Raw genomic sequence first — 26,675 nt, 5'->3', positions numbered from 1 at the left:
TGATTGGTTTGGAACGCGGTAATTCGCAGAAAAATTAATCAAATCATGAACAAAACAATCTTTTATCTATCGCAGCTTTTCCTTTTTTTATTGACTAGTATTGCTGCACAATCACAATCAAAAATAGCAGGAGAACTTAAAGTTGATTATGTTCCGTTCTCCAACTATGTCCGTCCAATGGACAGTACTAAAACTAGTGCTGAAAGTAATTTCAAAAGGGCGCAAATTGCTTTTGAAATACCTCTTTCTCTGGAAATGGACCAATACCACCGTCCAAAACTCTGGTCTCTTTTTGCAAACGGTAGTTATGCCAAAATGGAAAACAAGAATTATGAAATTCAGTCTCTTCCATTAGAATTTCAAGGTGGCTTTCCTAATGAAATGCTGAATGCGCAAATCGGAGTCAAACATTTACGTTCTATCTCACCAACCTGGTCGTTAATGATAATGGCTTCTGTGGGGGTTTACACGGATATGGTCGAGATCAACAAAGATGATGTATTGCTACAGGGTGGTGTGTTTTTCATCAAACATTTCAATCCCAATATGGCATTTGGTATGGGACCTGTACTAACCAATAGTTTTGGTGTTCCGATGGTGCTTCCGGGAATTTATTTCAACTGGGAATCCAGAGGTGCGTGGCATTTTAAAATTACCTTTCCGGAAGGTCTGCAATTTGGGTATCGAATCTCAGAAAACCTTGACTTGAAAGCAGTGGTCGAACTAAGCGGAATGACGGCGGAAACAAAAGTGAATAACAGAACATCACTATTGGGGTATCAGCAAATTATTGCCGGCATACAGCCTGAAATTAAGCTTGGCAAACACTGGACCCTGCAACCAACGGCAGGATCGACACTTTTACGCAGTTTCTCCAGTACCAACAGAAAAATTAAGGATATTTTCAAGGAGAAAGACATGGCTAATCCTAGATTTACTACTACATTTTACGGAGCTGTGGCCCTAAAATGGCAATTCTAGGGTCATCGACTTAATAAGTTTTTATAGACTACCTCTTTCAGTAATGCTTCGCGGCGTGTTCTTGAAATGGGTAGTTCTTGTCCTTTTATGAACAATCGTCCACCGGAAACAGAGTCAATATGGGTAATATTGACAAGGAAAGATTTATGGATTCTAAAGAAAATTTCTGTAGGGAGTGTTTCTTCCAAAGAAATCATTGTTTGATGAATCACCAGAACCTTATCTTTAAAATGGAGCTTTGCATAATTCTGCATTCCCTCGATATAGAGAATATCAAGCCAGGAGATCTTTTGAAATCCTTCCTCCTGACGCACATACAAATAAGGATCTAATTGATGCTGCTTTGGAGCACCCAGCATCTGATGCCATTGTTTTGCTTTTAAAGCAGCCTGATAAAAACGCTGAAACGTAATGGGTTTTAATAAATAATCGACCACCTGCAAACGATATCCTTCAAGGGCATATTCAGAATAAGCTGTCGTAAAAATAACCAAAGGCGGATTGTCCAGCGATTCCAGAAATTCCAGCCCCGTGAGATACGGCATATTAATATCCAGAAACAACAAATCGACTTCTTTTTCCTGAATGTACGAAGTGGCTTCTAATGCGGACGCACAGGTACCTGCAACTTCAAGAAAATCAATTTTAGAAACAAAATCTACTATTCCGTTTCTTGCAATAGGTTCGTCGTCGATAACAAGGCATTTCATTTTCATATTTTGTTTTTTTACTTTTTTATTTTTCCCCACAGATCTTGCAGATCAGGCAGATTTTTTCTTCTTTATTTTTTTACGGTTCTTCATTATAACCCAATAGCAAAAATGATTGCTGATTTTTGTTTTCTGAGCTGTGAAATTCAGGAAAATAGCTCCTATTCCCCCCTTACAATTACCTCATCAAAAATCTGTAATCATTAAATCTTCAATCTAAAATCTTTTAATTTCATGACATTGTGCTATCGGAAACGGCAAAATCTTTTACTTCAAATCTAAAACCACGATTACCGTAAAATCAGAATCGGTTTTAATGATGTTTAACTGGTGTTTTTCAGGATATTGAATCGCCAGTCTTTTTTTGACATTTTCAAGTCCGAGCCCTTGATTCTTTGATGGGGTTTTGTATTGTTCCGTATAGGAATTCTCGATCTTAAAATGCAGCTGTTTTGCCGTTTGTTTACATCCCAAATGCACATATCCTTTTTGCCCCGGAAGCCTTGAAACGTGCTTGAATGCATTTTCTATTAAAGGGACTAAAAGCAATGGTGCGATCTGAAGCTGGGCATCTTCAATACTCCATTTACATTTTACTTTTAATTCATTGCCCCATCTCGTTTCTTCGACTCCAATTAAGTCTTTCAGGTATTTTATTTCGAGATGCAGCGGCACATATTCTTTGTTGCATTCGTACAATTGATACCTCAAAATATCCGAAAACCGAATCAGTAAATCCGAAGCCAGTTTTACATCACTCTGCATTAAAATGTGAATGTGATTGAGCACATTAAACATAAGATGCGGATTAATCTGATCCTGAAGAATCTTGATTTGTGCCTCAAGATGAACCTGTTGCAGCTGAGCATGATTTCTTTCGATTATATTATGTTCCTGATAAAACCGAAGTCCGCAGGCAGTACCGCAAATCAAAATAGCTGCAGGGGTACTGCCAAAGAATCGTGCAAATAAAAACTGAATCATCGTCATGTTTGCTTCGTCGGGATACAATCGTGCGCGGGTATGCGAATTTGAAAAGATGGCATCGATAACGGCCAGGCAAAATGAAAGTATAAAAACTACCATGACACTTTGCATTGCAAATAGTGCCATTCTTCTTTTACGCAATGCAACAGGCAATACAATATCGCTAAGAAAATGTGCCAAAAGACTTGAACACAGTAAAACCAAAAAAGCCTGAGAAGCTGCCGCTCGAACGCCGTAAGCCTCTATCAGCTGTGACCAGATCGTTATTCCGAGTAAGCACCAGAAAAAAACTAAAAATATTCGGTGTCTGTTTTTATTTATTACAACCATTCTAAAAGAATAAAAAATTGATGAGAAACTTCGCGTTCAAAAATAACCCTATATTTTTCAAACAAACAGCAAAGAACCCAAAAAGATTCTTTGCTGCTGACAAGGCCAAACCAAAAAAGCCTGTTTAAAATATAAAATAACCAACCCCAATGTTAAACGAATTTGGCTTCGAGCTAAACTCCTTACTTAGGTTGTTTAACCCTCCCTGATACGTAACATCCAGAGTAAATTTCGAAATTTCGATTCCTGCTCCAACCTGATAGCCTATATTGGATTTGTTAAATTTTCCATAGGCAGTTTTCAATTGACTCACCGAGGAAATATTTTCATCCAGCACATAAGAGTAAACTCCTCCTCCAAAAACTCTTACGTTGAGCATCGATTGATCAATTATTTTGTAACCAATTACCAACGGCATTTCGAGGCTCCTCCATTTTAGATTTTTAGAAGGCAAAGAAGCTGTTCTTTCAATTTTAGAAGACTTCTCACTGTAGAGAATTTCATTTTGAATGAAGAAACGTTTGAAATCAAATCGGGCCATAGCACCCCCAAAAAAGCCCGCTGCATACTTTGAATCTGAACCTTTTGAAACGGGAAGTTCAGAATAATTTGATCCTGCTTTTATTCCAACATGAATAGGAAGCGGAGATTGTGCATTTGATTTAAAAGAGATTAATGTAAAAATAACTGTCAAGCATAATAATTTGTACGTGTTCATGATAATAATGTTTATTAATTTGATGCAAAGGAGCACAAACCTGAAACGCTATTAAAATTAGTTTGATGAACGGCAGCTGGGTGTTGACTAACGGACTTCCTTAGCTGTTTTACGCAACAAACCCGACAGGTTTCAAAAACCTGTCGGGTTTAGATGTGATACCCCACTATTTACTTCAAATACTTTTTATCAGTCAAAGTTCTCATGAAGGCAATGAGCTGTTTTTTCTCCAACTCTGATAAGTTTAACTTGTCTTCGGGTAAGGTTTGGTTTGGAACATCGAATCCTAAACCTACTCCGCCTCCTTCATTATAAAAGTCAATCACTTCTTCAAGAGTGTTGTAAACTCCATTGTGCATGTAGGGAGCGGTAAGTGTAATGTTTCGGATCGTTGGCGTTTTAAACGAATGTTTATGAATAGCCGCCTGCGTGATGACAAACTTACCCAAATCTCCGTCCAGCTTTTTGCTTTTATTTGGAACGCCTAATATTTCACTCTCTGATCGGTCAAAATTAGGCGGAACTGTTCCGTTGGTTAATGGTATAAAATGGCAGGTCGCACATTTAGCTTTCCCTGCAAACAAATTAAAACCTGCTTTTTCATCAGGGGTGAAATTCTCTTTGTTTTGCATATACCCATCAAACTTCGAATCGTACTGACTCAATGACCGAATATAAGAAGCCAAAGCATTCTTGATTTCAAATTCATTGATGGCTCCTTTCGGAAATGCTTTTTTGAAATCTCTTACATAGTTCGGATTCTTCTGAAGTACTAAAGCTGATTTCTCGAGAGAACCGTGCATTTCGTTTTCATTTTTAATCACAGCAATGGCCTGATCTTCGAGATAACTTACTCTGGAATCATCAAAAAATACGCGCTGAAAAGCAATATGATTCAATGTCGGCGTGTTGCGCTGCAGCATCGATTTCCCGTCTAATGTAACGGCTCTTTCCAAACCATCGGTAAAAGCTTTATCAGCATGATGACACGAAGCACAGGAGCGAGTGTTGTTGCCCGACAGAACCGGATCATTGAACAGCTTTTTTCCTAATGCAATTTTCTCCGGAGTTGTTTGATAATCCGGGAAACCTGAAAATGCCTCGGGATCAAATGCTCCTGAGTCGAATAGCGTTTGTGCCGTAGTTTTTAGTCCTCTTTGCTCTTGCATCAGCGGAATACCCAATTCTGATCGGGTTTTGAATAGCCCTTTGTTTAATGGATTGGCAATTTCTTTAATAAAATACGCCCGGTCAAAAGCATTGAAATTGGTATTTGTTTTTAAATAGTGCTGTCCTTTCTTCAATATTTCAAGCACCTGATTCGAATTTGAAACTGTTTTATCTTCGACATACACTTTGTAATATTTCTCAATGGTTTCTAAAGCTGCCACAGCTTCAGGAAGTGAATTCAATACCACAGGCGAATCGAATCCGGTTATTCCTAAAGTAACTATTCGATATACTTCCAATCGCATGGCATCAAAAACGTGCGCATCCGTTAATTGATTGGATTTTGAAACTTTTTCTAAACGAGCCAAATTAGCCGACAAGATACCCAGCTCCTGAAGCAATTCTTTTTTATGCGCTTTGTCATATTTAGGAAAAACCAGCTCTTCAATAACCTGAAATCCTTCAGGCGGAACAGTCACTTTATCATTTTCTTCAAATTCGGGTATTGCGGGACCATTGATCGCTTTAGAAACTGCAGGCGAATAATACTCGCTTATCATTTCGACCTTTTTGTAACTTTGATGTGCTTCGAGAAATTGTCTCTGAATTTGTACTTCGGCAGAATCTGACTGTACGGAATATTTAAGCTTAGCAACCTTCTCAATCAGTAAAGTAATATCAGACTGAAACAATTCATTTACTTCCTGATGTTTGTCTTTTTTCTGACAGGCTACCAATGCCAGCAGGAAAAACAAACCGTATATTTTTTTCATGTGTATTAAAAATTAAAAGGGAAATATTCAGAAAAACAGAAACCACTACCTCAAACTGAGATAGTGGATGACTGTTTTATAATGCTTTAAAAATTTATCTCGCTAAACCTTTAATCACTACAATTTGACTTGCTTGTTGCTCGTTCGGACGATTTGTTCCTCCGTCAACTCCTTTATATTTTTCGCCAGTCCAGGTATGAGGCTGGATGCTTAACATGAAAGTATCCGGAATACCCAACTGATCTGATACATCAATCATAGCACCGTATTCCCAATCTCCGAATTTTGATAATTTACCTACGTTATATTTGGCAGCATCAGCCTGAGTACGACGGTGATCTAATTCTAATACCACTTTCAATTCTTTTGTCGCGATATTGTATTGATAGATGTAAGCATCGTGTGTTTCGTCACCGTATCCGTTTGCATCTTCCTGAACGTAAACATAGTTACTGGTTACACAGATATTATCAGGATTTTGGAATTTTCCAGCTTTTCCACTGCGGTTATCACCATCTAAAACCAGTTCTAAAGTTCCTTTTAACGGATCGGCAGCATCAAGATTTAATCTGTAAACTCTACCATATTTCGTTCTTGAAGCATCGGCATTCGTTCCTGTGATATCTTGTCCGGTTACGTTAAAATACAATTCACGGTCAGCATTGTTACCTCCTTTGCGGTAATCCAAATCTTCAACACGACCAAATTTGATTGCTTTCAAAGTATTTACAGATGCATTGATCTGAGCTCCTGTTAAAGTAGTGTGGTTGTCAATTTTCACGAAAGAAACAGGATACGTTTGATCCACAGTCATGTCTTTTTCTCTTTGATTGCTGTCATTTCTTTTTAGCATATACAAAGATCCTCCGCTTAAATCACCAACTGTGTTTGATACATACATAAAAACCTGACCTCCGTAAGTTCCTGAGTCATCATCACCAATTACTACAACTGTTTTTCCTTTGTAAGCAGTAGAACGCAATGGTAAAGCATTTTCAGCACTTAAACGTCCAAATCCGGCCAATTCTTTAGAAACCGAAGCTCCTCCAGCACTAGCGTACGGATCTAATGCATGTGTACGGGATTCTTCTCCGGACTCTCCACAAGTTAAATAAAGCGGTCCAAAACCGTGTTCGGCCTGCGTAGCCATAGTCGCTCCGCATAATCTCCAAGTTCCTCCGCTAGAGTTTAATAAATATTCTCCCTTTGTTGGTTTGAATGTTTTATCTAAAGTAATTCTTGAAACCGCAAAATTGTCTTCGTTGTTTACTAAGAAAGTAAAAGTTCCGTCCGTATTTTTCAATAGACCTGAACCATCAGCAGAACCTCCAAAAACAAATTTAGGACTGTCTGCAAAAACATCATCTGAACTAAAAAGAGAGTAAATTTTCAAACTTTCAAATCCTGTCTGAGCTTTTATTAAACTTGGTGTTACAGATTGATCCTTCAGTACAACACTTGTTGTTTCTGCTTCATCTTTAGAATCGTTATTACAAGATGTAAGCAACGAACCTAACATAATTAGGGGTAAAATAATTCTTTTCATGTAGTTAAAAATTGGTTTCTATTTTTTTACAAAGTAACCCACTGCTCTTTAACTTAAAATGATTTAGATATTATCAAAAAATCAACAGTTTTCCTAAAAAGCGTTATAAAACAAAAAAACGTTAACATTAAATTAGTACTACAAAACACTCATAAACTTGCAGTAACATTAGCGCAAAAAAAAGAGCCTTATTTTAAGACTCGTTTTCTAATTGCTCTTTATATATTTTAATATTAGCCTTTATACTCTCCGGTAACTCAGGCTCTTTAATGTCGGTATGCTTCTGCATTTCTTCCCAAATGGTTTTAGCCACAATGTAACGGGCCATTTCTTTATCATCGGCAGGAATTACATACCACGGAGCATTTTTTGTCGAGGTTTTGTTTATAGCCTCTTCATAATATTGCTGATACTCCTCCCAATGTGCACGTTCTTTCAAATCCGCGACCGAGAATTTCCAGTTGTGTTTTTCTTCTTCCAATCGTCTTAGCAAACGTTTACGCTGTTCCTCTTTGCTCAAATGCAGGAAAAACTTCAGTACAATTGTTCCATTTTGCGTAATATGCTTTTCAAAATTATTGATTTGCTCTATTCTGTCTTTCCAAAAATCTTTCGGAATATCTTCTACCTTTTCAATTCCGGGTAAATTTTCATTCAATATATACTCAGGGTGCACGCGGGTAACCAAAATATTTTCATAATGGGTACGATTAAAAATCGCATATTTCCCTTTTTCAGGTAAAACCATATAGTGTCTCCACAAATAATCGTGTTCCAACTCTGCCGAAGTAGGCGTTTTAAAACTATGCACCACTACTCCACGCGGATTAAACTCTTTAAAAACTTCCCGAATCAGACTGTCTTTTCCGGAAGTATCCATTCCCTGCAAACAAATCAAAACGCCATATCTGTTATGAGCATACATGGCATCTTGCTGTTTACTCAATTTAGCCTGAACTTTATCGAGTTTAGCTTCTTTTTCCTCACTGTCTGCATCAAGGTCGAGCAAAGTAGGAATCTTTGATAATTTTATTTTATCTGTGATTTTAAAATCATTCGGATCTATTGATTTCATATTCATGAGTTTTTTCGTAATAGTAAATATACTATTTTTACAAAGCATATCCCTGCTGTACCTTGTAATACTTTCAGGGACAGCGATTTTATTTTCAAAACAACATTCATGGAAAAATTCACCTTAGAAATATTATTTCAAATCATCGGAATCGGATCAGCATCCGGATTATTTTTTACTGACAATTCACTTTATCTAGTTGGAGATAACAGCGGTTTTCTATACGAATACAACATGCAGAATCAGCAATTGAACGAACACCCTTTAATTGACAATCCGACGAAAAATATCGCAAAAAATCTTAAACCTGATTTTGAGTCTTTAACCAACCATAACGACACGCTTTATGTTTTTGGTTCCGGATCTACCGAAAACCGAAATAAGATGATTGCATTCGATCTTAAAAAGAAAGCCATTCTACAGAAAAATAATCTGGTTGATTTATATGCTCTAATGCAAAGTTTTGGCGAAATAAAACCGGAAGACTTTAATCTGGAAGGTTCTATTTTTGATGGTGAGAATTGGTACCTGTTCAATCGCGGTAACGGAACCTCGAACAAAAACACCATTTTTACCATTCATGCCAAAAGTCTGGGAGAAGAATTTGCTCTGGTTGCAACCAATTATAAGCTTCCAAAAATAAAAGGGATTCGATCCAGTTTTACCGATGCTGTTTTGGTACAAGATAAAATCTATTTCCTTTCTACAGTAGAAAACACTAAATCAACTTATGATGATGGTGAAATTTTGGGAAGCTTCATAGGAAGAATAGACCTTAAAACTATGAAAATTGATTTCACCCAAAAAATTACAGCAACCCATAAATTCGAAGGTTTGACTTTCTATAAAAAAGAAAACAATACAATCGAATTTCTACTTTGCGAGGATAATGATACAGAGGTTTTAGAAACAAAGATTTATAAATTGAGTTTACCTGTTAAATAGCAAAGAATCTCTGGGCCTAATTGTATCACAGAGATTCTCAAAAATTTCGCAGAGACACACAAAGGATCGTTCACTTTTTATTATTTTGAGTTAGAAACTCATTTATTCTGTAGTACCTAAAAAAGTACTACAGTGGCTCTTTATTAAGAAAATCGTACCTTTAAAACCATCTATTAAAAAAATAAATGTCTTTTTTGAACTTTTTTTTATTTCTCTCCCAACCTTTTTATCTTCTAAGCCCTCTTTAGTATAAAGACAACAATTGTGATAAACGAAACTCTCATATCCAACTGCAAAAAAATGAACCGTGATGCTCAGCGTCAGGTTTATGAGCATATGGCTCCAAAACTGTATCACGTTTGCAAACGATACCTTAAGAAGGAAGAAGAAATTGAAGAAGCTATGGCTGACGCTTTCTATACCATATTTACAAAGCTGGATCAGCTTAAGGAGCTTTTAGCTTTTGAAGCATGGGCACGAAAAATTACCGTCAACCATTGTTTGGCAACCATCAAGAAAAACACCAATTTCAATATGTACCTTGATGATGTCAAATTGCTTTCGCAGCCTTTTACCGAAGAAGTGAACGCATTGGAAGAAGAAGATTTGCTGAATTTACTAAACCATATTCCGGACGGCTGTAAAACGGTTTTTAATCTTTTTGTTATCGAAGGTTTCGGACATAAAGAAATAGCCGCTATGCTAAACATTTCTGAGGGTACATCAAAATCACAATTGAATGCCGCTAAAACCAAATTAAAGGAATTAGTAAATAAATTGTATTACCAAAAAGCAAAATAGTCATGGACAATCAAGATAAAATATTCGATAAATTTAAAGAGGCCGCACACAACTCGGAATCTAAAGATTTTCCAGGAATGGAAAAAGTATGGTCACGCCTTGAAGATAAACTGGACAAAAAGGAAGACAAAAAAACCATTTCGTTATGGAAAAAAATTGCGGTCGCAGCTTCGCTCTTATTACTCCTTTCTTTGGGAGCACAATTTCTAAAGTCTGACAAAACAGTTCCTGCTCTGACTCCTAAAGTTGTTGTGAACGAAGAAGAAAAAGCAACACAGCCCATTTTAGAGAAAAAAGAAGTAATTGTTTCTTCAGAGTCACCAATAATACCAAAAGCAGAAGCTGTAAAAATTCTGGATCAGCAAATCAAACAACAGCAAAAAGTAGCGATACAGGAAATACAGCATACAGCCGACAATGCTATTGTTACGCAAGCCAGTCCTGCTCCCGTTGCAGATCAAATAATTCCTCCGGTAGCTGCATCATCTGAATATTTTAAAGAAGAAGAGACAGAAAACAACGCTGCCAAAGATAAAGCCATTCAAAACTATGGTTATGCCGGAGCAGCGCGAAGAGAATCAGCCAAAATGGCTTATGCCGAAAAACCTGTACAAATGGCTAAAAAAAGTGCTCCGCTAATTGTTTTAAACGGAAATGCCATGTCGCACAATGACGATGCAAAAAGAGATAAAATGATGCAGGCAGAGCTACCAAATTTACAGCCCGAAAATGTAGATTCTCTTGTGGTACTGGATGCGCCATTGTACATCATTGACGGCATTTATTATTCCGAAAGCGAATTATTTGGCAATAATCCAACCAGTCCGTATGCCCCTTTAAACAAACAGGAAATCAAGACCATCACCGTTCTTCAGGACCTCGAAGCCACCTCTAAATATGGCGATAAAGGAAAAAAAGGTGTTGTAATCATTACTACCCGAAAAGGAAAACCCGCAGCAAAAAACTAACGGTAAAAACTCAAATTTAATTTCAAAAAATCATTCCTAAGTCTAAGGCTTAGACTACGATCAACCCGATTATTCATCTAAAAATTACTATCATGAAAAACGTAAAACTTCTTTCATTAGCCCTATCTATGCTTATATGTTTCGTAGCATCAGCACAGGAGAAAATCATTACAGGAAACGTTACAGACGAAGCCAGCATACCGCTTCCGGGAGTAACTATCGTGATTAAAAATACCAAAAACACAACTCAAACCGATTTTGACGGAAATTATTCCATCAAGGCACAAAAAGGTGATATTTTGATCTTTAGCTATATCGGATTCAACTCTCAAACACAAACCGTAGGCAATAAAAATGTGATTAATGTTAAACTAACCGGCCAACAGCAATCCCTTAATGAAGTAGTAGTCGTGGGCTATGGGGTTTCAAATGCCGACTACGAAAGCTCAAATTACAGCCGTCGTGACAAGAAAATGGCTGCGAAGACTATTACCTCAACACTTCAGGGAAGAGTTGCCGGACTATCAATTACTGGTAATTATGTTCAGCCTGCACCCAATCAAAACATCATTATAAGAGGAACTGCATCTCTTTCTCCTAAAGATGAACCTTTGTATATAATCGATGGTGTTCCGGTGAAATCTGATCAATTCTCAAAAATCAATCCGAATGATGTGGAGGAAGTAAAAGTTATAAAAGAAGCAGAAGCAACTTCACTTTATGGAAGCAGAGCCACAAACGGAGTTGTTCTTGTTACTACCAAAAACGGCATTTACAAAAATCTTACGGAGAAAGAATTAAATGCCAAACTGAAAAAAATAACTGTTCCGCAGCCGGTAGAACCTAATGAGGAAGATTACAATACTTTTGTAGAAAATGCCTTTGAAAGTCCAAAAACAGCACCTCTTTCTACATTTTCTATCGATGTTGACAATGCTTCGTATACCAATGTGAGACGCTTTATCAATAACGGACAAGCGGTTCCGAAAGATGCCGTTCGTGTAGAAGAAATGGTTAACTTCTTTAAATACAATTATCCACAGCCAAAAGATCAAAATCCGTTTTCTATTAACACAGAAGTAAGTGATTCACCATGGAATGCCAAAAACAAAGTGCTTAAAATTGGTTTACAGGGGAAAAACATTCCAACCGAAAATTTACCTGCTTCTAATTTAGTTTTCTTAATTGATGTTTCAGGATCGATGAGCGACATGAATAAATTGCCTTTGCTAAAACAATCATTAAAAATACTGGTAAATGAGTTACGCCCGAAAGACAAAGTTGCTATGGTCGTTTATGCCGGTGCAGCAGGACTGGTTTTACCTCCAACTTCAGGTGACGAAAAGAAAACCATTATTGATGCTCTTGAAAAATTAAATGCCGGAGGAAGTACTGCCGGAGGAGCAGGAATTGAACTGGCGTATAAAATTGCTGCAGAAAACTTTATCAAAAATGGAAATAACAGAGTAATTCTGGCTACTGATGGTGATTTTAATGTGGGAGACACTTCTAACGCTGACATGGAAAAACTAATCGAAGACAAAAGAAAAACCGGCGTTTTCCTTACGTGTCTGGGTTATGGAATGGGAAATTACAAAGACAGTAAGATGGAAACTTTAGCCGATAAAGGAAATGGAAATTATGCTTATATCGACAACATTCAGGAGGCCAATCGCTTTCTGGGAAAAGAATTTAAAGGTTCCATGTTTGCAATTGCTAAAGATGTAAAAATTCAGATAGAATTTAATCCCAAACAAGTTCAGGCTTATCGTTTAATCGGTTACGAAAACAGAAAACTGCGTCCGGAGGATTTTAAAAATGATGCTATTGATGCGGGAGAACTTGGAAGCAACCATACCGTTACGGCCCTTTATGAAATTATTCCTGCCGGAGTAAAAAGCGATTATTTGGCAGAACAGCCAGATGCTTTAAAATATACCAAAGTCGAAGAAGGCGGAACAAATTACAGTAATGAACTCGCAACTATAAAATTCCGTTATAAAAAACCGGACGGAGATAAAAGCATCGAACTGGTACAGGTAATCGAAAACAAATCGGTTGCATTGGAAAAAGCCTCTGATGATTTTAAATTCAGTACCTCAGTGGCTTGGTTCGGTCTGAAGCTAAGAGATTCAAAATTAATTTCAGATAAATCTTCTGATGCCATTTTGAAATTAGCTAAACAAGGACTCTCTACTGATCCGGAAGGATACAAAGCTGAATTTATCCGTTTAATTGAGGCTGCAAAATTCGATTAAATTTTATGATGAAAAATGTAAAACTTGCTTCATTGGCTTTTTCTATGTTTCTCTGTCTCGTAACACATGCACAGGAGAAAGAGGTATCTCATACAAAACCTGTAAATACCGATAGTCAGATCATAATATGTGCCCCATCAAAAAAATCTATTATTAATCCACCTTTGGTAATTCTTGATGGAGTTATAATCAATTTCAAAGATTTCCCTAAAGTAAACCCGAATACTATCAAAGAGATGAAAGTTTTAAAGGAAACTGAAGCAGCTTCACTCTACGGAAATAAAGGAATAAATGGTGCTATAATTATCACAACAAAGGAAAATAACTGAAATTTGATAACACAGATTTCATTTTTAACAGCGGTTTATTAACAAAATTATTTTTACATTTGGTCTCCTTTTGAAATCCTTTCGAAAGGAGATCAATCATATTTTTTAATCATTTTCACACAATCAATTAATGAACCCTATTTTAAATCAGAATTTATTTCTTGTAAAAGAGCATGTTGGCATGTTTAAGGCATCAAACAACTATGACATTTATAATCCGGAAAGCAATCAGATCATCCTGAACTGCAGAGAAAATAATCTGGGATTCTTCACTAAAATGTTACGTTTCACCGATTACAAAAGAATGACACCTTTTAATGTTGAAATCGCAGCCGCTTCAGGTGAAAAACTAATTTCGGTAAAAAGAGGTATTGCAGTTTTCAGATCGAATGTTGAAGTTTTTGACGAAAAAGAGAGACTGATCGGTACCTTTAAACAAAAGTTCTTTTCTTTTGGCGGCAGATTTGAAATTTTAGATAAAAACGAAAAACCGGTTGCTACACTTCAGGGAAAATGGACCGGATGGGATTTCAAATTTACCCACGAAAATAAGCAGTTGGCTCAGGTAAGTAAAAAATGGGCAGGAATGGGGAAAGAACTCTTCACCAGTGCCGATAATTATGTTCTTCAAATTGAAGAAACTGTAGCACAGGACAGTCCGCAAAGGCAGTTAATTCTGGCAGCTGTAATGTGTATCGATATGGTTTTGAAAGAATAGAAAAAGTTGTTAAACTTAGATTAAGAAAACATCTAAAGCATCATTTTAGGAAGCAAAAGCCTTATTTTTGTGGTACTCAAATGATGCTTTCGCATTTCTAATATGACAATCATGACAGACTTAAAAAATAAAAATGCCCTAATTACAGGAGCCGGAAAAGGAATAGGAAAAGCAATCGCACTTGCACTTGCCAACGAGGGAGTTAATGTAATTTTAGTTTCAAGAACGCAAGCAGATGTTGACCAGCTGGCAATCGAAATTAATAACTTAGGCGTAAAATCTTTGGCTTTAGCTGCTGATGTTTCTGATATTAATTCTATAAATAGTGCCGTAGAAAAAGCATTAGCCGAATTTAAAAGTATCGATATTTTAATCAACAACGCCGGAATTGGTGCTTTTGGAAAATTCCTGGAATTAGAACCAAACGCCTGGGAAAGAATCATTCAGGTCAACCTTATGGGAACCTACTATACCACCCGTGCCGTTATTCCAAATATGATCGAAAGACAAACGGGAGACATCATTAATATTTCATCGACAGCAGGTTTAAACGGAAACGCCGTTACAAGCGCTTACAGTGCTTCAAAATTTGCTGTTCTGGGTCTAACGGATTCTTTGATGCAGGAAATGAGAAAACACAATATTCGTGTTACTGCTTTAACACCAAGTACAGTAGCTACCGATATGGCCAAAGATTTAAATCTGACAGACGGAAACCCTGAAAAAGTAATGCAGCCCGAAGATATTGCCGAACTGATTGTCGCACAACTGAAACTGAGTCGTCGCGTTTTCATTAAAAACAGCAGTATCTGGTCTACTAATCCTTAAAAATAAATTCCAATCTTTTGAAAAATTCCAAATTCCAAATGCTGCAAGCTGGAATTTGGAATTTAAATGTTGTAATTTCTAAAAACTAAACGATGGAAAACTATTTAAGACAATTAATTGCCATAGAATTTACCGATAAGAAAGAACTTTATACCGGATTTCTTATTGACTATTCGGATGAATGGATTTTATTACGAAACAATCCCGTAGATTTTATACTGGATGGTTTTGTACTATTGAAAAACAAAAACATTGAAGCCATACACAGAGATCAGGATCTTGAGTTTACCGAAAAAGTAATCCGTCTAAAAGGTCTGAGAACAAATGCCGAAGATATCATTCCGATACGAGATTTGAATTCGATCATCAATTTTATCACAAACAAATACGGTATTTTCCAGATTGCTAAAAAGTCAGCGAAGTCAGCTTACTTGGGAAAACTAATCGAATTAACGGATGAAGAACTTACTATCGATTTCCTGGATACAAAAGGTCAGTTTGGTGGTGAATTAAGCTTTAATCCACAAAAGATAAGGGTAATTGAATTTGATACCGATTATATCAATTCGTTGAAACTGGTTGTTCCGGAAAATCAGAAGTAATTATTTTAAAAACAGAAAAGCCCTTTTTTACAAAGGGCTTTTCTGTTTATTGTCATTTCGACGTGAGGAGAAATCACACCAGTAATTCCGTTCCTAAATTCGCCAATCTTTGTCGAGTTTCTCCTGTGATTTCTCCTCACGTCGAAATGACAAACTAAATGTATAATTTATTTCTTTTTACTTAAGCCTCTGCCAGTTTATTTAAAAACTCCAGACGAACACTTCCGTCTTCGTCAATCTTAGTCAGGTTTATTTCCTGCAGAGTATTTACCAATTCTGGATTCCACGGTGTTTTTACTTTTACGTAATTCTCTGTAAAACCATGAATATATCCTTCTTTATTTTCTCCTTCGAACAAAACAGTTCTGTTAGATCCTAACTGACTTTCATAAAAAGCACGGCGTTTTTTAACGGATAATCCACGTAGCATTTTACTGCGTTTCGCCCTTACATTTGCCGGAACAATTCCTGGCATATTTGCAGCTTCTGTATTGTCTCTTTCGGAGTACGTAAACACATGCAGATAAGAGATATCCATTTCGTTAAGGAAATGATAGGTTTCTAAAAAATGCTCGTCTGTTTCACCCGGGAAACCAACAATCACGTCTACACCAATACAGGCATGTGGCATTACTTCACGAATTTTATGAACACGTTCAGTATACACTTCACGCAAATAACGGCGCTTCATCAATTTCAAAATATCATTGCTTCCGGATTGTAACGGAATATGAAAATGCGGTACAAAAGTTCGGCTTTTAGAGACAAATTCAATGGTTTCATTCTTCAGTAAATTAGGTTCGATAGAGGATATTCGCAAACGCTCGATCCCGTCAACCTCATCCAGAGCCTGAACTAAGTCCAGAAAAGTATGCTCGTGTTTTTTATTCCCAAACTCCCCTTTTCCGTAATCTCCAATATTAACTCCCGTTAAAACAATTTCTTTGATGTTCTGAGCAGAGATTTCTTTGGCATTTTTCAATACATTTTCCAGAGCATCACTTCTCGAAATTCCTCTTGCTAACGGAATCGTACAATAGGTACATTTATAATCACAGCCATCCTGAACTTTCAAAAAAGCACGGGTACGGTCTCCAATAGAATAACTTCCAACATAAAAATCAGCCTCGGCTATTTCACAAGAGTGTACTTCACCCATGTCATTCTTACTCAGGTCATGAATATAATCCGTAATTTTAAATTTTTCTGTAGCTCCCAAAACCAAATCAACTCCATCAACAGCTGCTAATTCCTCCGGTTTCAACTGGGCATAACAGCCTACTGCCGCTACGAAAGCTTTCTCATTCAGTTTCATTGCTTTTTTCACCACCTGCTTAAACTGCTTATCAGCATTCTCTGTAACCGAACAGGTATTGATGACATAGATATCGGCTATTTCCTCAAAATCAACACGATCAAAACCTTCATCGTTAAAATTTCGGGCAATAGTTGAAGTCTCTGAAAAATTCAGTTTGCAACCAAGCGTATAAAAGGCAACTTTTTTTCTATTTTCCATAGGAATAAACTACGTTTTAAGTAGTAAGATATTATATTTACATCTCTTTTGAAGAGTTTGCAAATTTACATACAATATTCTTTAAAATAAAATCAATAATATACTATATATCAATATTTTGCAAGAACCTACTATTTTAATTCGTTTCAAAAAACTGTAAATCATACCAAATCGTCAGGAAAAAAAAATTAAACTGAAAAAAAACGCAACCTAATTCGATAAGAATAAAACGACAAATTGATCGATTAAACGCAAATAACATCGATTAAGTGCGTTTTTTAAGCTATTAAATTAAAATTTTCTTACATTTAACTTTGCTGGAAATATTTTTAGAAGTAATTTCACTTCGTCAAAAAATAGGAACCAAAAACTATAGCATCAAAATCATAAATAGCGCATAACAATTTTGATTTTCCATCGTTATGTTGTTGTTTTGTTATAATAAAAATGGGCAGGCCGAAAACCATAAAGAGTAGGCAAAAATTAAAAATTAAAACTCCATATGAAAGCATTTTTACCCACAATCTGCTTGATGTTCTTAACCCTTTTTAGCGCTCAGGCACAAACTGCACCGGCTGCTAATCCATTTCCATCTATCAGCACATTGACAAACTGGGCGAGCTTAAACTCTCAATCTCAATTTGATATTGCAATTCGTGCGGTTGGATTTAAATTTGAAGTAAAAGAACCGGGTGAAGGCTCAACAGCTTACACTTATATTCGTAAAGTAACCGTAAATGAAGTAAATTACACTGACAGAATCGTTTACAGAATTACAAACAACAATTCGGCAAGTATCATTTCGTTAGTAACTGCTTCTACTGATTTAGTAAGCTTGTACACCCCACAATTGTCAACTTTTAAAAACAACAATTGTAAAACTGAAATGTCTAAAGACAAAAACACAACTTGTACTTGCTATGAAAGTGCGAACTTCGCTATCGATCTTTGCGACGAACGTGTAAAATTGACAATGGGTGACGGAAACAAATATTTTGTTTCAGTAGCTAAAAAATAATATTTAATACCTCTTTCTAAAGTATTAAAAAACTAAGAACTGTTTTCCAAATCTTTGCAAATCTTAAGCAATTTGAGTTTACAAAGATTTGGAACACATTTCATTTTATCTCTTTACAGGTCTGGATGCTTCAATTCATACCAAACTTCCAGCTCTCCTTCATATTCAAAAGAATTCACGTAGCGAAAACCTAATTTTTCCAACGCTTTTCTTGAGACCTCATTTCCTTCATCGGCATAAGCGTAAAGCGCTTTGACTTTCATTTTGTTAAATGCATAATCAACAAATGCTTTTCCGGCTTCAGTCGCATAGCCTTTCCCCCAGTGTTTTTCGATGAAACGATAGCCTATTTCATAAAAATCTTTGTGGTTGTTAATTTCATAGGTGATAAACTTTATGCCCGACCAACCCAAAAACTCATTCGTTTCTTTTAGTACAGCGGCCCAGCGGCCTGTTCCAAAATCCTTGTATTGCTGTTGAATATTTTCGATTTGAGCAATACTTTCCTCAATAGTTTTTACAGGCTTTTTTCCAACGAAAAGATGCACATTCGGATTTGAATCCAATTCAAACATTCCGTCGGCATCCGAAAGAAGTAATTCTCTTAAAATTAGTCGTTCTGTTTCAATTGGTTCTTTCATACAAATTAATTTAAAATATAGCGCTGCACCACCTCAGCAACTCCATCATCATTATTTGAAGCAACGATTAAATCTGCTCTATCTCTTAATTCCGGAGTTACGTTATCGACCCAGATCCCTAAACCTGCATATTCGATCATGGTCAGATCATTTCCGGCATTTCCTACGGCAATAATTTCGCTTTGATGAATGTTTAGTTTTTCTGCCAGAAGTTTTAAACTGGCCGCTTTATCGATTCCGTTCTGTGCTGCTTCCAGGAAGAAAGGTTTTGACATCGCTACACTCAAATGAGGCATTGCTGCTTTTAAGTCCGCTTCTACTTCTTTTAGATAAGAAGGTTCCGCCAGCAAAATACATTTTACCGCAGGTTCCGTAACCGCTTCTTTAAAACCAGCTACTTTATTATGTGGCAATCCGGTAATTTCTTTTTCAACATCAATATATTCCGAATCGGTTTCGCTTATAATTTCACCATCCAGATACGTTATGATATGGGTTTTCTTTTTTACACTGTAATCATACAGCTCATGAATTTGTTCAACGGTTAATTTTTGTTCGAACAAGATAACATCATCTTTAACTGTACTAATGATCGCTCCGTTAAACGAAATTATATACGACTCATTCAAATCCAGTTCTAACTCCTTAGCATAAGCAGTCATCGCCGATGTTGGTCTGCCCGAAGCCAAAACGACGTAAACGCCTTTTGCCTGTGCCTCCAGCAGTACTTTTTTATTAAGGTCCGAAATTTTATGATCGTCTGTCAACAAGGTATCATCCATGTCGAGCACTAACATTTTATATTGCATATTTTTTTTAGTTTGCAGCCTCAGTGTTCAGTCTCTGTACCCTAAAACTTTTCACATCTCCCATTTTACATCTTACAAAAAAAATGCGACTATTGGATATTCATTCTAAATTCTTCAATAACAGGATTTGCTTTTGCAAAATCAGTTTCCTGAATAAATACTTCTACTGCTAAATCAGATCCGCCATATCCTCCCATACGAGCCGACTGGATGTTATCCTTTTTTACCGTTTCTACTCCGGCTTCTTCTAATCTTTCTTTCAAAGCAATTGCTAACACTTCACTCCCTGAAAACACTTTCATTAATCCCATGACATTTATTTTTTATCGTTTAATTATTCTTCCTCTTCAATATCATCCTCGTCTTCATCAAGCTCCTCTTCTCCTTCATCCTCCATATCAAAAAGATAAGGTTCTACTAACATTTTGTCGGCCAGGATTTCGATACGCTCTGTCAGTTCTTCAGCAAAAATAATTCGCTGTACTTTAGTAATACTATTTGAAATACGCATGATTTTAGTTTCATGACGCAATTTCAGGATTGGATCGGCATCATCCAGAATAAACATTTTCAGTCGGTTTACATTGTAGCCCGCTGTTGTAAACATATCACTCAATTTATTTGGTGTCCCGATTAAAACGTCAATTCCCGTAGAAACATAATTTTTATCATAATCCATATCGCCTTTGTCGTGTACACCATAAACTTCAAGATTAGTATACTTTCCGTATTTTTCAAAAAGCGCTTCCATTTCCAACACTTTGACTTTGTCTTCAACAATAATCAAAGCACGTGGCGATTCTTCCGTTTTCCCTGCCAATTGCTGAATGACATTTAATACAATTGTTGTCGATTTTCCGCTCTTTTCCGGAGAAAGAATGATACAATCAGCCCCACTTTTAATGGTCGAAAAAGTTTCCTGTTGCAATGCATTTGCTTCTGTTAAACCATTCTCAATTAAAGCCTCTTGTAACTTCTCGTTTATTTTTTTCAGTTTCATTTTTTTTATGCTTTAAGCTTTAAGCTATACGCTGTAAGCAAAAATTTATTTCGTTTTTATAAAAGCTTAAAGCCTAAAGCTTAAAGCGTATTGCGCGAAGCATCTACTTGCTTGCAAACATTTTTACATCGGTTTCCGAGATTTCATTTCCTCCTAAAATGATTAATCTTTCCACTACATTTCGAAGTTCACGGATATTTCCTGTCCAATCGTATTCCTGCAATAGTTTTATGGCTTTTGGCGAAAATACTTTTACCGAATTACCTTGTTCTGATGCAATTTTCTCGGTAAAATGAGTAATCAATGCCGGAATATCATCACGTCTCTCGTTCAATGGCGGTACTTTAATTAAAATTACTGCCAGACGATGATACAAATCTTCACGGAAGCGGCCTTCCGCAATTTCAGTTTTCAAGTCTTTATTGGTCGCTGCTACCACACGCACATCGACTTTAATGTCTTTTTCAGCCCCTACTCTTGTGATCATACTTTCTTGCAGCGCACGTAACACTTTGGCTTGTGCCGAAAGACTCATGTCTCCAATTTCATCCAGAAAAATAGTTCCCTTATCGGCTGCTTCAAACTTTCCGGCACGATCTTTCACCGCCGATGTAAAGGCTCCTTTTACGTGCCCAAACAATTCGCTTTCGATCAATTCGCTTGGAATAGCCGCACAGTTTACTTCTATCAAAGGAAAATTTGAGCGCTCACTTTTTTCATGTAACTGATGTGCTACCAGCTCTTTTCCGGTTCCATTTGGACCTGTAATCAAAACTCTGGCTTCGGTTTGGGCTACTTTATCAATCATTACTTTAATATGACTGATCGCTTCGCTTTCCCCTACCATCTCATAGTTTTTACTAACCTTTTTCTTCAGAATCTTATTCTCTACTACGAGTTGTTTTTTATCTAAAGCATTACGAACAGTGTTCAGCAATCGATTCAAATCTGGTGGTTTCGAAATATAATCAAAAGCTCCTAAACGCATCGTGTGAATCGCGGTTTCCATATCGCCATGACCAGAGATCATAACCATCGGAATTTCCGGCTTAATCTTTTTTACTTCCTCCAAAACTTCAACCCCGTCTAATTTTGGCATTTTGATATCACACAATACCAAATCGTAATCGTTGTTTTTTATTTTCTCAAGACCTGCTGCACCATCTTCAGCTTCATCTACCTGATACGTATCATTTTCTTCTGATAAAATTTTTACCAAAACTCTTCTGATGGACGCTTCGTCTTCTATAATTAGTATTTTACTCATTCTTTTGAGGTTCTAAGGTTCTGAGTTACTAAGGTTCTAAGGTTTTTCTACAAGAAGCTAAAAAACTTAGCATCTCAGAATCTTAGCATCTTAGCTACTTTAAAAATTAATATTTAAGCCATTTATACAATTCTTTCCAGGTTGGTTTTTTGCCATACATTAAAATCCCTATTCGGTAAATTTTGGCGGCGAACCATACTACAAGGAAAAAGGTAGCAAACAATAATGATACCGAAATCGCAATTTGCCACCACGGCACTCCAAACGGAAGTCGCATTAACATGACAATTGGCGAGGTTAACGGAATCATCGAGAATACCACAGCAATGGTTCCGTGAGGATCATTTACAACCGTAAAAAAACCAACATAGACACTCAAAATCAACGGCATAATGATCGGCAAAAGAAATTGCTGCGAGTCCGTTTGATTGTCCACTGCAGCACCGATAGCTGCGTAAAACGAACTGTATAAAAAATATCCTCCAATGAAATAAATCACAAAGCCAATGATAATACTGGCAATTGGTAAATTCCATAATTCGCGAATATACATTTGAGCTGTTCCCGACATTTCATGCTGGGCAGACTGCATTAATTCCGGTGAGATTCTGGCTGTCGGACCAACATTTACTCCAAAAAAAGCCGATGCGGCAAACATTAATCCCAAACCTATGATTGCCCAAATCATAAATTGAAGCAATCCTGCAAGTGAAGTTCCCACAATTTTACCAATCATTAGTTGAAATGGTTTTACCGACGAAATAATAATTTCGATGATTCGGTTGGTTTTTTCTTCAATCACACTTCGCATGACCATATTACCATAAATGATAATAAACATCATAATCAGATACCCAAAAGCACCTCCTATTCCGATTTTTATCTCATTCAATCCTTTTAAACTCTCTTCTCCGGATGCTTTTACCAAATGAATATTTACATCTGACTGCGCTTTTTGAATGGCCAAAGTGTCCAGTTTTGCCGTTTCAAGATTTATTTTGGTAATTTTTGATGCAATTACATTCTGTGTTTTTTCGATAAAAGAAATACTGGGACTGTTATTCGAAATAAACTCAATTTTACTTTCTAAATCTGATAAATTACCGGTTTTTGGAATAACAATTAAACCGTCAAAGCTTTCGTTAGTAATACTGTCTTTTAGAGCTTTTGTATCAATTTCAGACAAATTGAGGTATTTAAACTCGGCCTCTTCCTTATTCTGTTTTAGAAAATCCTGTGCAAACAAACCTGTTTCGTCATGAATAGCGATTCTTTTCGTCTCTGCTTTCATTGAACTGAGATACCCAATGAATCCTGCGATTGCCACAAACAATAACGGACTCAAAAAGGTCATGACAACAAAAGACTTATTGCGCACTTTTGCAATAAATTCTCTTTTTATAATTAATGAAATTATACTCATTTATTTAGATTATAAGATTTTTAGACTTCGTAGATTATTAGCTTTTTTTTTAGATCTCCTGATTCATTCTAAGAATCCTGAAATCTAAAAAACCAACGATCTATCCCGTTACTGTTTGAATAAAAATATCGTTTATGCTTGGTATTTTTTCTACAAAATGGGTTACCTGTCCACGCTGCGTTAGTAAATGCAATAGCTCATTTGGCGCTGCGTCTCCAATTTGAATATCCAGTTTCAGATCGTCATTTAAGGATTTAAAACTTGCCGGCGACACGGTGAATTTTTGTGTAATGTCATACATCAGGCCTTCTACATTATCCGTTAGAATACCCACTTCAAAACTATTGGTTCGGAATTGACGCTTAACATCACTTACTTTTCCTTCAATCAGTTTATTTGATTTATGAATTAAGGCAATATGATCACATAGTTCTTCTACACTTTCCATACGGTGTGTCGAAAAAATAATGGTAGCTCCCTGTTCTTTAAGTGCCAGAATTTCATCTTTAATTACGTTTGCATTCACAGGATCAAATCCCGAAAAAGGCTCGTCAAAAATCAGCAATTTAGGCTTGTGCAGCACACAAACCACAAACTGAATTTTTTGCGCCATTCCTTTAGAAAGCTCCTGAATTTTCTTGTTCCACCAACCTTGAATTCCAAGACGATCAAACCAATATTCTAATTGTATCTTTGCCTCGGCTTTAGAAAGTCCTTTCATTTGCGCCAGATACAAACATTGTTCTCCAACTTTCATCGAAGTATACAATCCTCTTTCTTCAGGAAGATAACCAATATGTTGTATGTGTTTGGGCTGCAATTTTTCTCCATCCAAAATCACTTCACCACCGTCAGGTAAAGTAATTTGATTTATAATTCGGATCAGGGAAGTTTTTCCGGCTCCATTGGGACCAAGTAGTCCATAAATACTACCTTTTGGTACATTTAATGAAACTTCGTTAAGCGCTACATAATCACCGTATTGTTTTACGACTTTATGTACTTCGAGTAAGTTGCTCATGCTATAATTAAGATTTTCTGCGTCAGTTTGACCATTGTGGCATTATGGATGTAAAAGTAAATAAATAGTATCGAAATCTTGTACTATTCACACAAAAAACCCATTCTACGGTTTGCTATAGAATGGGTTTCTTAAATTTATTGTTAATTCCTTTTAGAAAAAGTCCGATTTATGAAAACATATCTTTTACCTTTTCAAAAAATGATTTTTCTGATTTTTCAGGACTCGGAATAAAGTGATCGTCGTTAAGTGCATTTTCAAAAAATTGCTTTTGCTCTTTATTTAACGTTTTTGGCGTCCATACATTTACGTGAACTAACAAGTCTCCACTTCCGTAACCATTGATACTTGGAATACCTTTTCCTTTTAATCTTAAGATTTTTCCGGATTGAATTCCTTCTTCTAATTTGATACGAACTTTTCCATTAATCGCTTCGATGTCTTTAGAAACTCCTAAAACGGCTTCCGGGAAACTGATGTATAAATCGTAATGAATGTTTTCGCCTTCACGTTTCAGAAACTCATGTTCCAATTCTTCAATAGCAACAATTAAATCACCAGGAATACTGTTTCCCGGAGCGTCATTTCCTTTATTAGAAACTTTTAACTGCATGCCATCTACTACTCCCGCAGGAATTTTGATTGAAACAGTTTCGTCTTCCAAAACCATTCCCTGAGCATCCGCTTCAGATGGTCGTTTATCTAAAATCTGACCAGATCCGCCACAAGTAGGACAAGTTGACGCAGATTGCATTCTTCCTAAAATAGTGTTGGTTACACGCATTACCTGTCCCTGTCCGTTACAAGTCGAACATGTTTTATAGGTAACTCCTTTAGCCTGAACTTTACGTTTTACTTTTACTTTTTTCTCAACACCATTTGCAATCTCTTCTAAAGTCAGTTTAACTTTAATTCGAAGATTGCTTCCTTTAGCACGACGAGGGCCACCGCCTCCGCCTCCGCCGAAACCACCAAATCCACCACCAAAAATATCACCAAACTGGCTGAAAATGTCATCCATATTCATACCACCGTGACCACCGCCAAATCCGCCAGAACCATCAAAAGCCTGATGTCCGTACTGATCGTATTTCGCTTTTTTGTTCGGATCGCTTAGTACTTCATAAGCTTCTGCCGCTAATTTAAAGTTTTCTTCTGCCTCTTTGTCGCCCGGATTTTTATCCGGATGATATTTTAATGCACTTTTTCTATAAGCTTTTTTAATTTCGGCAGCGTCAGCATTTTTTGAAATGCCTAGTATTTCGTAAAAATCTTTTTTCATAATTTAGGTTAAATTGCTTCGCCAGTTCGCTAGCGCTTGTGTCCAAACTTAAAATTCCGAATTCCAATACTTTTAAAAATTGACTTTCAGAATATGTCATTTGCTTTTCTTAGTTCCCGATAACAACTTTAGGGAAACGAATAATTTTGTCTCCTAATTTGTACCCTTTTTCGATAACATCAACAATTTTCCCTTTTAATTTCTCAGACGGAGCCGGAATTTGGGTAATTGCCTCAGCAAAATCAGCATCAAAAGCATCACCTGCTTTTAATTCAACTTGCTCTAAACCTTTAGAAACTAAAGTATTTTTTAATTTTTCATGAATCAATTCAACTCCTTTTGTCAAAGTTTCATCTTCCGATTTATTGATCTCTACTATAGCTCTGTCAAAATCATCTAAAACTGGCAACATGGCCAATAAAACATCTTGATTTGCAGTTTTAAACAAATCGATACGCTCTTTTGAAGTTCTTTTTTTGTAATTTTCGAATTCAGCAAATAGTCTCAAAAACTTATCTTTTTCTTTTGCCAAGTCTTGAGCCAATTGCTCTTCAACACTTAATTCTTCAACAATTAACTGCTCACCGTTGGCGTTGTTCTCTAACGTTACATCATCTAATTCCTGATCGAATTCTGTATTTTCCGTAGTCATATTACTTTTATTTTTAAAAATATTCTTAAACTTCATTTTTTATTCTTTCTTTTGGATTGCAAAAGTACTGCCAAATCTTTCAAAATGTCAAATTGTCACTTTATTAAAACTGAGTCATTTAAAAAGCAAAACAACCTTTTAAAATTTAGTATAATTTTAAGACTATCACGATATAGATTATAGTATATTTGAAATCCAATTGAAAACTAAATTATTACCTATCAAAATTGAATTTAAGGGTTAGCCTCGGCTTTGTAAATAATTATTAATTCAAGTTTACCTTATATTAAAAAAAGCTTCGTCCTTA

The 26,675-nt window shown here is 36.3% G+C and carries 26 protein-coding genes; 10 read left to right on the top strand and 16 right to left on the bottom strand.

Going from position 1 to position 26,675, the window contains the following annotated elements; translation table 11 throughout:
* The first annotated feature begins 45 nt into the window (after positions 1 to 45).
* A complete protein-coding gene (locus tag C245_RS0103135; protein ID WP_017495125.1) occupies positions 46 to 981 on the top strand; it encodes a DUF6268 family outer membrane beta-barrel protein in 936 nt (311 codons plus the stop codon).
* 2 nt (positions 982 to 983) lie between these two features.
* On the opposite strand, the gene C245_RS0103130 is transcribed toward C245_RS0103135, so the two are convergent.
* The 6 genes from C245_RS0103130 to C245_RS0103100 all read right to left on the bottom strand — a co-directional run bounded on the left by C245_RS0103130 (position 984) and on the right by C245_RS0103100 (position 8,290).
* Entirely contained in the window at positions 984 to 1,697 is a 714-nt protein-coding gene (locus tag C245_RS0103130) for a LytTR family DNA-binding domain-containing protein (protein ID WP_026109833.1), read from the bottom strand.
* A 261-nt stretch (positions 1,698 to 1,958) separates the two neighbouring features.
* Complete coding sequence (locus C245_RS0103125; RefSeq protein WP_017495123.1) at positions 1,959 to 3,008, bottom strand: sensor histidine kinase; 1,050 nt, start codon at positions 3,006 to 3,008, stop codon at positions 1,959 to 1,961.
* A 124-nt stretch (positions 3,009 to 3,132) separates the two neighbouring features.
* On the bottom strand, positions 3,133 to 3,726 hold the full coding sequence (locus C245_RS0103115; RefSeq protein WP_017495121.1) for a porin family protein: 594 nt from the start codon (positions 3,724 to 3,726) through the stop codon (positions 3,133 to 3,135).
* Between the two features lie 170 nt (positions 3,727 to 3,896).
* On the bottom strand, positions 3,897 to 5,669 hold the full coding sequence (locus tag C245_RS0103110; protein ID WP_017495120.1) for a cytochrome-c peroxidase: 1,773 nt from the start codon (positions 5,667 to 5,669) through the stop codon (positions 3,897 to 3,899).
* Between the two features lie 94 nt (positions 5,670 to 5,763).
* Positions 5,764 to 7,215, bottom strand: a complete 1,452-nt coding sequence (locus C245_RS0103105) for a hypothetical protein (protein WP_017495119.1) — start codon at positions 7,213 to 7,215, stop codon at positions 5,764 to 5,766.
* 193 nt (positions 7,216 to 7,408) lie between these two features.
* Entirely contained in the window at positions 7,409 to 8,290 is an 882-nt protein-coding gene (locus C245_RS0103100) for a phosphate--nucleotide phosphotransferase (RefSeq protein WP_026109832.1), read from the bottom strand.
* Positions 8,291 to 8,398: 108 nt separating this feature from the next.
* On the opposite strand from C245_RS0103100, the gene C245_RS0103090 reads away from it, so the two are divergent.
* The 8 genes from C245_RS0103090 to C245_RS0103055 all read left to right on the top strand — a co-directional run bounded on the left by C245_RS0103090 (position 8,399) and on the right by C245_RS0103055 (position 15,739).
* Positions 8,399 to 9,235 (top strand): hypothetical protein, encoded by an 837-nt coding sequence (locus C245_RS0103090; RefSeq protein ID WP_017495116.1) that lies wholly within the window; start codon positions 8,399 to 8,401, stop codon positions 9,233 to 9,235.
* Between the two features lie 300 nt (positions 9,236 to 9,535).
* Positions 9,536 to 10,036 carry an RNA polymerase sigma factor gene (locus tag C245_RS0103085; protein WP_035746122.1) on the top strand — a complete coding sequence of 167 codons (501 nt, stop codon included), beginning with the start codon at positions 9,536 to 9,538 and terminating at the stop codon, positions 10,034 to 10,036.
* Positions 10,037 to 10,038: 2 nt separating this feature from the next.
* Entirely contained in the window at positions 10,039 to 11,004 is a 966-nt protein-coding gene (locus C245_RS0103080) for a hypothetical protein (protein ID WP_017495113.1), read from the top strand.
* Between the two features lie 92 nt (positions 11,005 to 11,096).
* Entirely contained in the window at positions 11,097 to 13,262 is a 2,166-nt protein-coding gene (locus C245_RS0103075; RefSeq protein WP_026109830.1) for a VWA domain-containing protein, read from the top strand.
* 5 nt (positions 13,263 to 13,267) lie between these two features.
* The gene (locus tag C245_RS0103070; RefSeq protein ID WP_081603502.1) at positions 13,268 to 13,591 is read left to right on the top strand and encodes a TonB-dependent receptor plug domain-containing protein; all 324 of its coding nucleotides are present in this window, start codon (positions 13,268 to 13,270) and stop codon (positions 13,589 to 13,591) included.
* Positions 13,592 to 13,721: 130 nt separating this feature from the next.
* Positions 13,722 to 14,309: a phospholipid scramblase-related protein gene (locus tag C245_RS0103065; RefSeq protein ID WP_017495110.1), complete on the top strand. Its 588-nt coding sequence runs from the start codon at positions 13,722 to 13,724 to the stop codon at positions 14,307 to 14,309.
* Positions 14,310 to 14,420: 111 nt separating this feature from the next.
* Positions 14,421 to 15,137 (top strand): 3-ketoacyl-ACP reductase, encoded by a 717-nt coding sequence (locus C245_RS0103060; RefSeq protein WP_026109829.1) that lies wholly within the window; start codon positions 14,421 to 14,423, stop codon positions 15,135 to 15,137.
* A gap of 92 nt (positions 15,138 to 15,229) precedes the next feature.
* Complete coding sequence (locus tag C245_RS0103055) at positions 15,230 to 15,739, top strand: hypothetical protein (RefSeq protein WP_017495108.1); 510 nt, start codon at positions 15,230 to 15,232, stop codon at positions 15,737 to 15,739.
* Positions 15,740 to 15,920: 181 nt separating this feature from the next.
* Here C245_RS0103055 and mtaB read toward each other — a convergent pair whose 3' ends face one another.
* Entirely contained in the window at positions 15,921 to 17,255 is a 1,335-nt protein-coding gene (mtaB, locus tag C245_RS0103050; protein WP_017495107.1) for a tRNA (N(6)-L-threonylcarbamoyladenosine(37)-C(2))-methylthiotransferase MtaB, read from the bottom strand.
* Positions 17,256 to 17,757: 502 nt separating this feature from the next.
* Here mtaB and C245_RS0103040 point away from each other — a divergent pair.
* The gene (locus C245_RS0103040) at positions 17,758 to 18,273 is read left to right on the top strand and encodes a hypothetical protein (protein ID WP_026109828.1); all 516 of its coding nucleotides are present in this window, start codon (positions 17,758 to 17,760) and stop codon (positions 18,271 to 18,273) included.
* Between the two features lie 113 nt (positions 18,274 to 18,386).
* Here C245_RS0103040 and C245_RS0103035 read toward each other — a convergent pair whose 3' ends face one another.
* The 9 genes from C245_RS0103035 to C245_RS0102995 form a co-directional block, all read right to left on the bottom strand.
* Positions 18,387 to 18,914, bottom strand: a complete 528-nt coding sequence (locus C245_RS0103035; RefSeq protein WP_017495105.1) for a GNAT family N-acetyltransferase — start codon at positions 18,912 to 18,914, stop codon at positions 18,387 to 18,389.
* A gap of 5 nt (positions 18,915 to 18,919) precedes the next feature.
* Positions 18,920 to 19,723, bottom strand: coding sequence for a Cof-type HAD-IIB family hydrolase (locus C245_RS0103030; protein WP_017495104.1), 804 nt, complete (start codon positions 19,721 to 19,723; stop codon positions 18,920 to 18,922).
* An 89-nt stretch (positions 19,724 to 19,812) separates the two neighbouring features.
* Complete coding sequence (locus tag C245_RS0103025) at positions 19,813 to 20,034, bottom strand: putative signal transducing protein (protein WP_017495103.1); 222 nt, start codon at positions 20,032 to 20,034, stop codon at positions 19,813 to 19,815.
* 23 nt (positions 20,035 to 20,057) lie between these two features.
* Positions 20,058 to 20,723 (bottom strand): DEAD/DEAH box helicase, encoded by a 666-nt coding sequence (locus C245_RS0103020; protein ID WP_017495102.1) that lies wholly within the window; start codon positions 20,721 to 20,723, stop codon positions 20,058 to 20,060.
* A gap of 103 nt (positions 20,724 to 20,826) precedes the next feature.
* Positions 20,827 to 21,990, bottom strand: a complete 1,164-nt coding sequence (locus tag C245_RS0103015; RefSeq protein ID WP_017495101.1) for a sigma-54 dependent transcriptional regulator — start codon at positions 21,988 to 21,990, stop codon at positions 20,827 to 20,829.
* Positions 21,991 to 22,096: 106 nt separating this feature from the next.
* Entirely contained in the window at positions 22,097 to 23,413 is a 1,317-nt protein-coding gene (locus tag C245_RS0103010; RefSeq protein ID WP_026109827.1) for an ABC transporter permease, read from the bottom strand.
* Positions 23,414 to 23,513: 100 nt separating this feature from the next.
* A complete protein-coding gene (locus C245_RS0103005) occupies positions 23,514 to 24,434 on the bottom strand; it encodes an ABC transporter ATP-binding protein (RefSeq protein WP_017495098.1) in 921 nt (306 codons plus the stop codon).
* A 169-nt stretch (positions 24,435 to 24,603) separates the two neighbouring features.
* Entirely contained in the window at positions 24,604 to 25,716 is a 1,113-nt protein-coding gene (gene dnaJ / locus C245_RS0103000) for a molecular chaperone DnaJ (RefSeq protein WP_017495097.1), read from the bottom strand.
* A gap of 109 nt (positions 25,717 to 25,825) precedes the next feature.
* Complete coding sequence (locus C245_RS0102995) at positions 25,826 to 26,404, bottom strand: nucleotide exchange factor GrpE (protein WP_017495096.1); 579 nt, start codon at positions 26,402 to 26,404, stop codon at positions 25,826 to 25,828.
* Between the last annotated feature and the right edge of the window lie 271 nt (positions 26,405 to 26,675).

The sequence above is a fragment of the Flavobacterium sp. WG21 genome, from assembly GCF_000335775.1.
In the GTDB taxonomy this organism is placed as follows: Bacteria; Bacteroidota; Bacteroidia; order Flavobacteriales; family Flavobacteriaceae; genus Flavobacterium; species Flavobacterium tructae.
The sequence above is the reverse complement of the archived record's forward strand: the minus strand, read 5'-3'. Positions and strand labels throughout refer to the sequence as shown.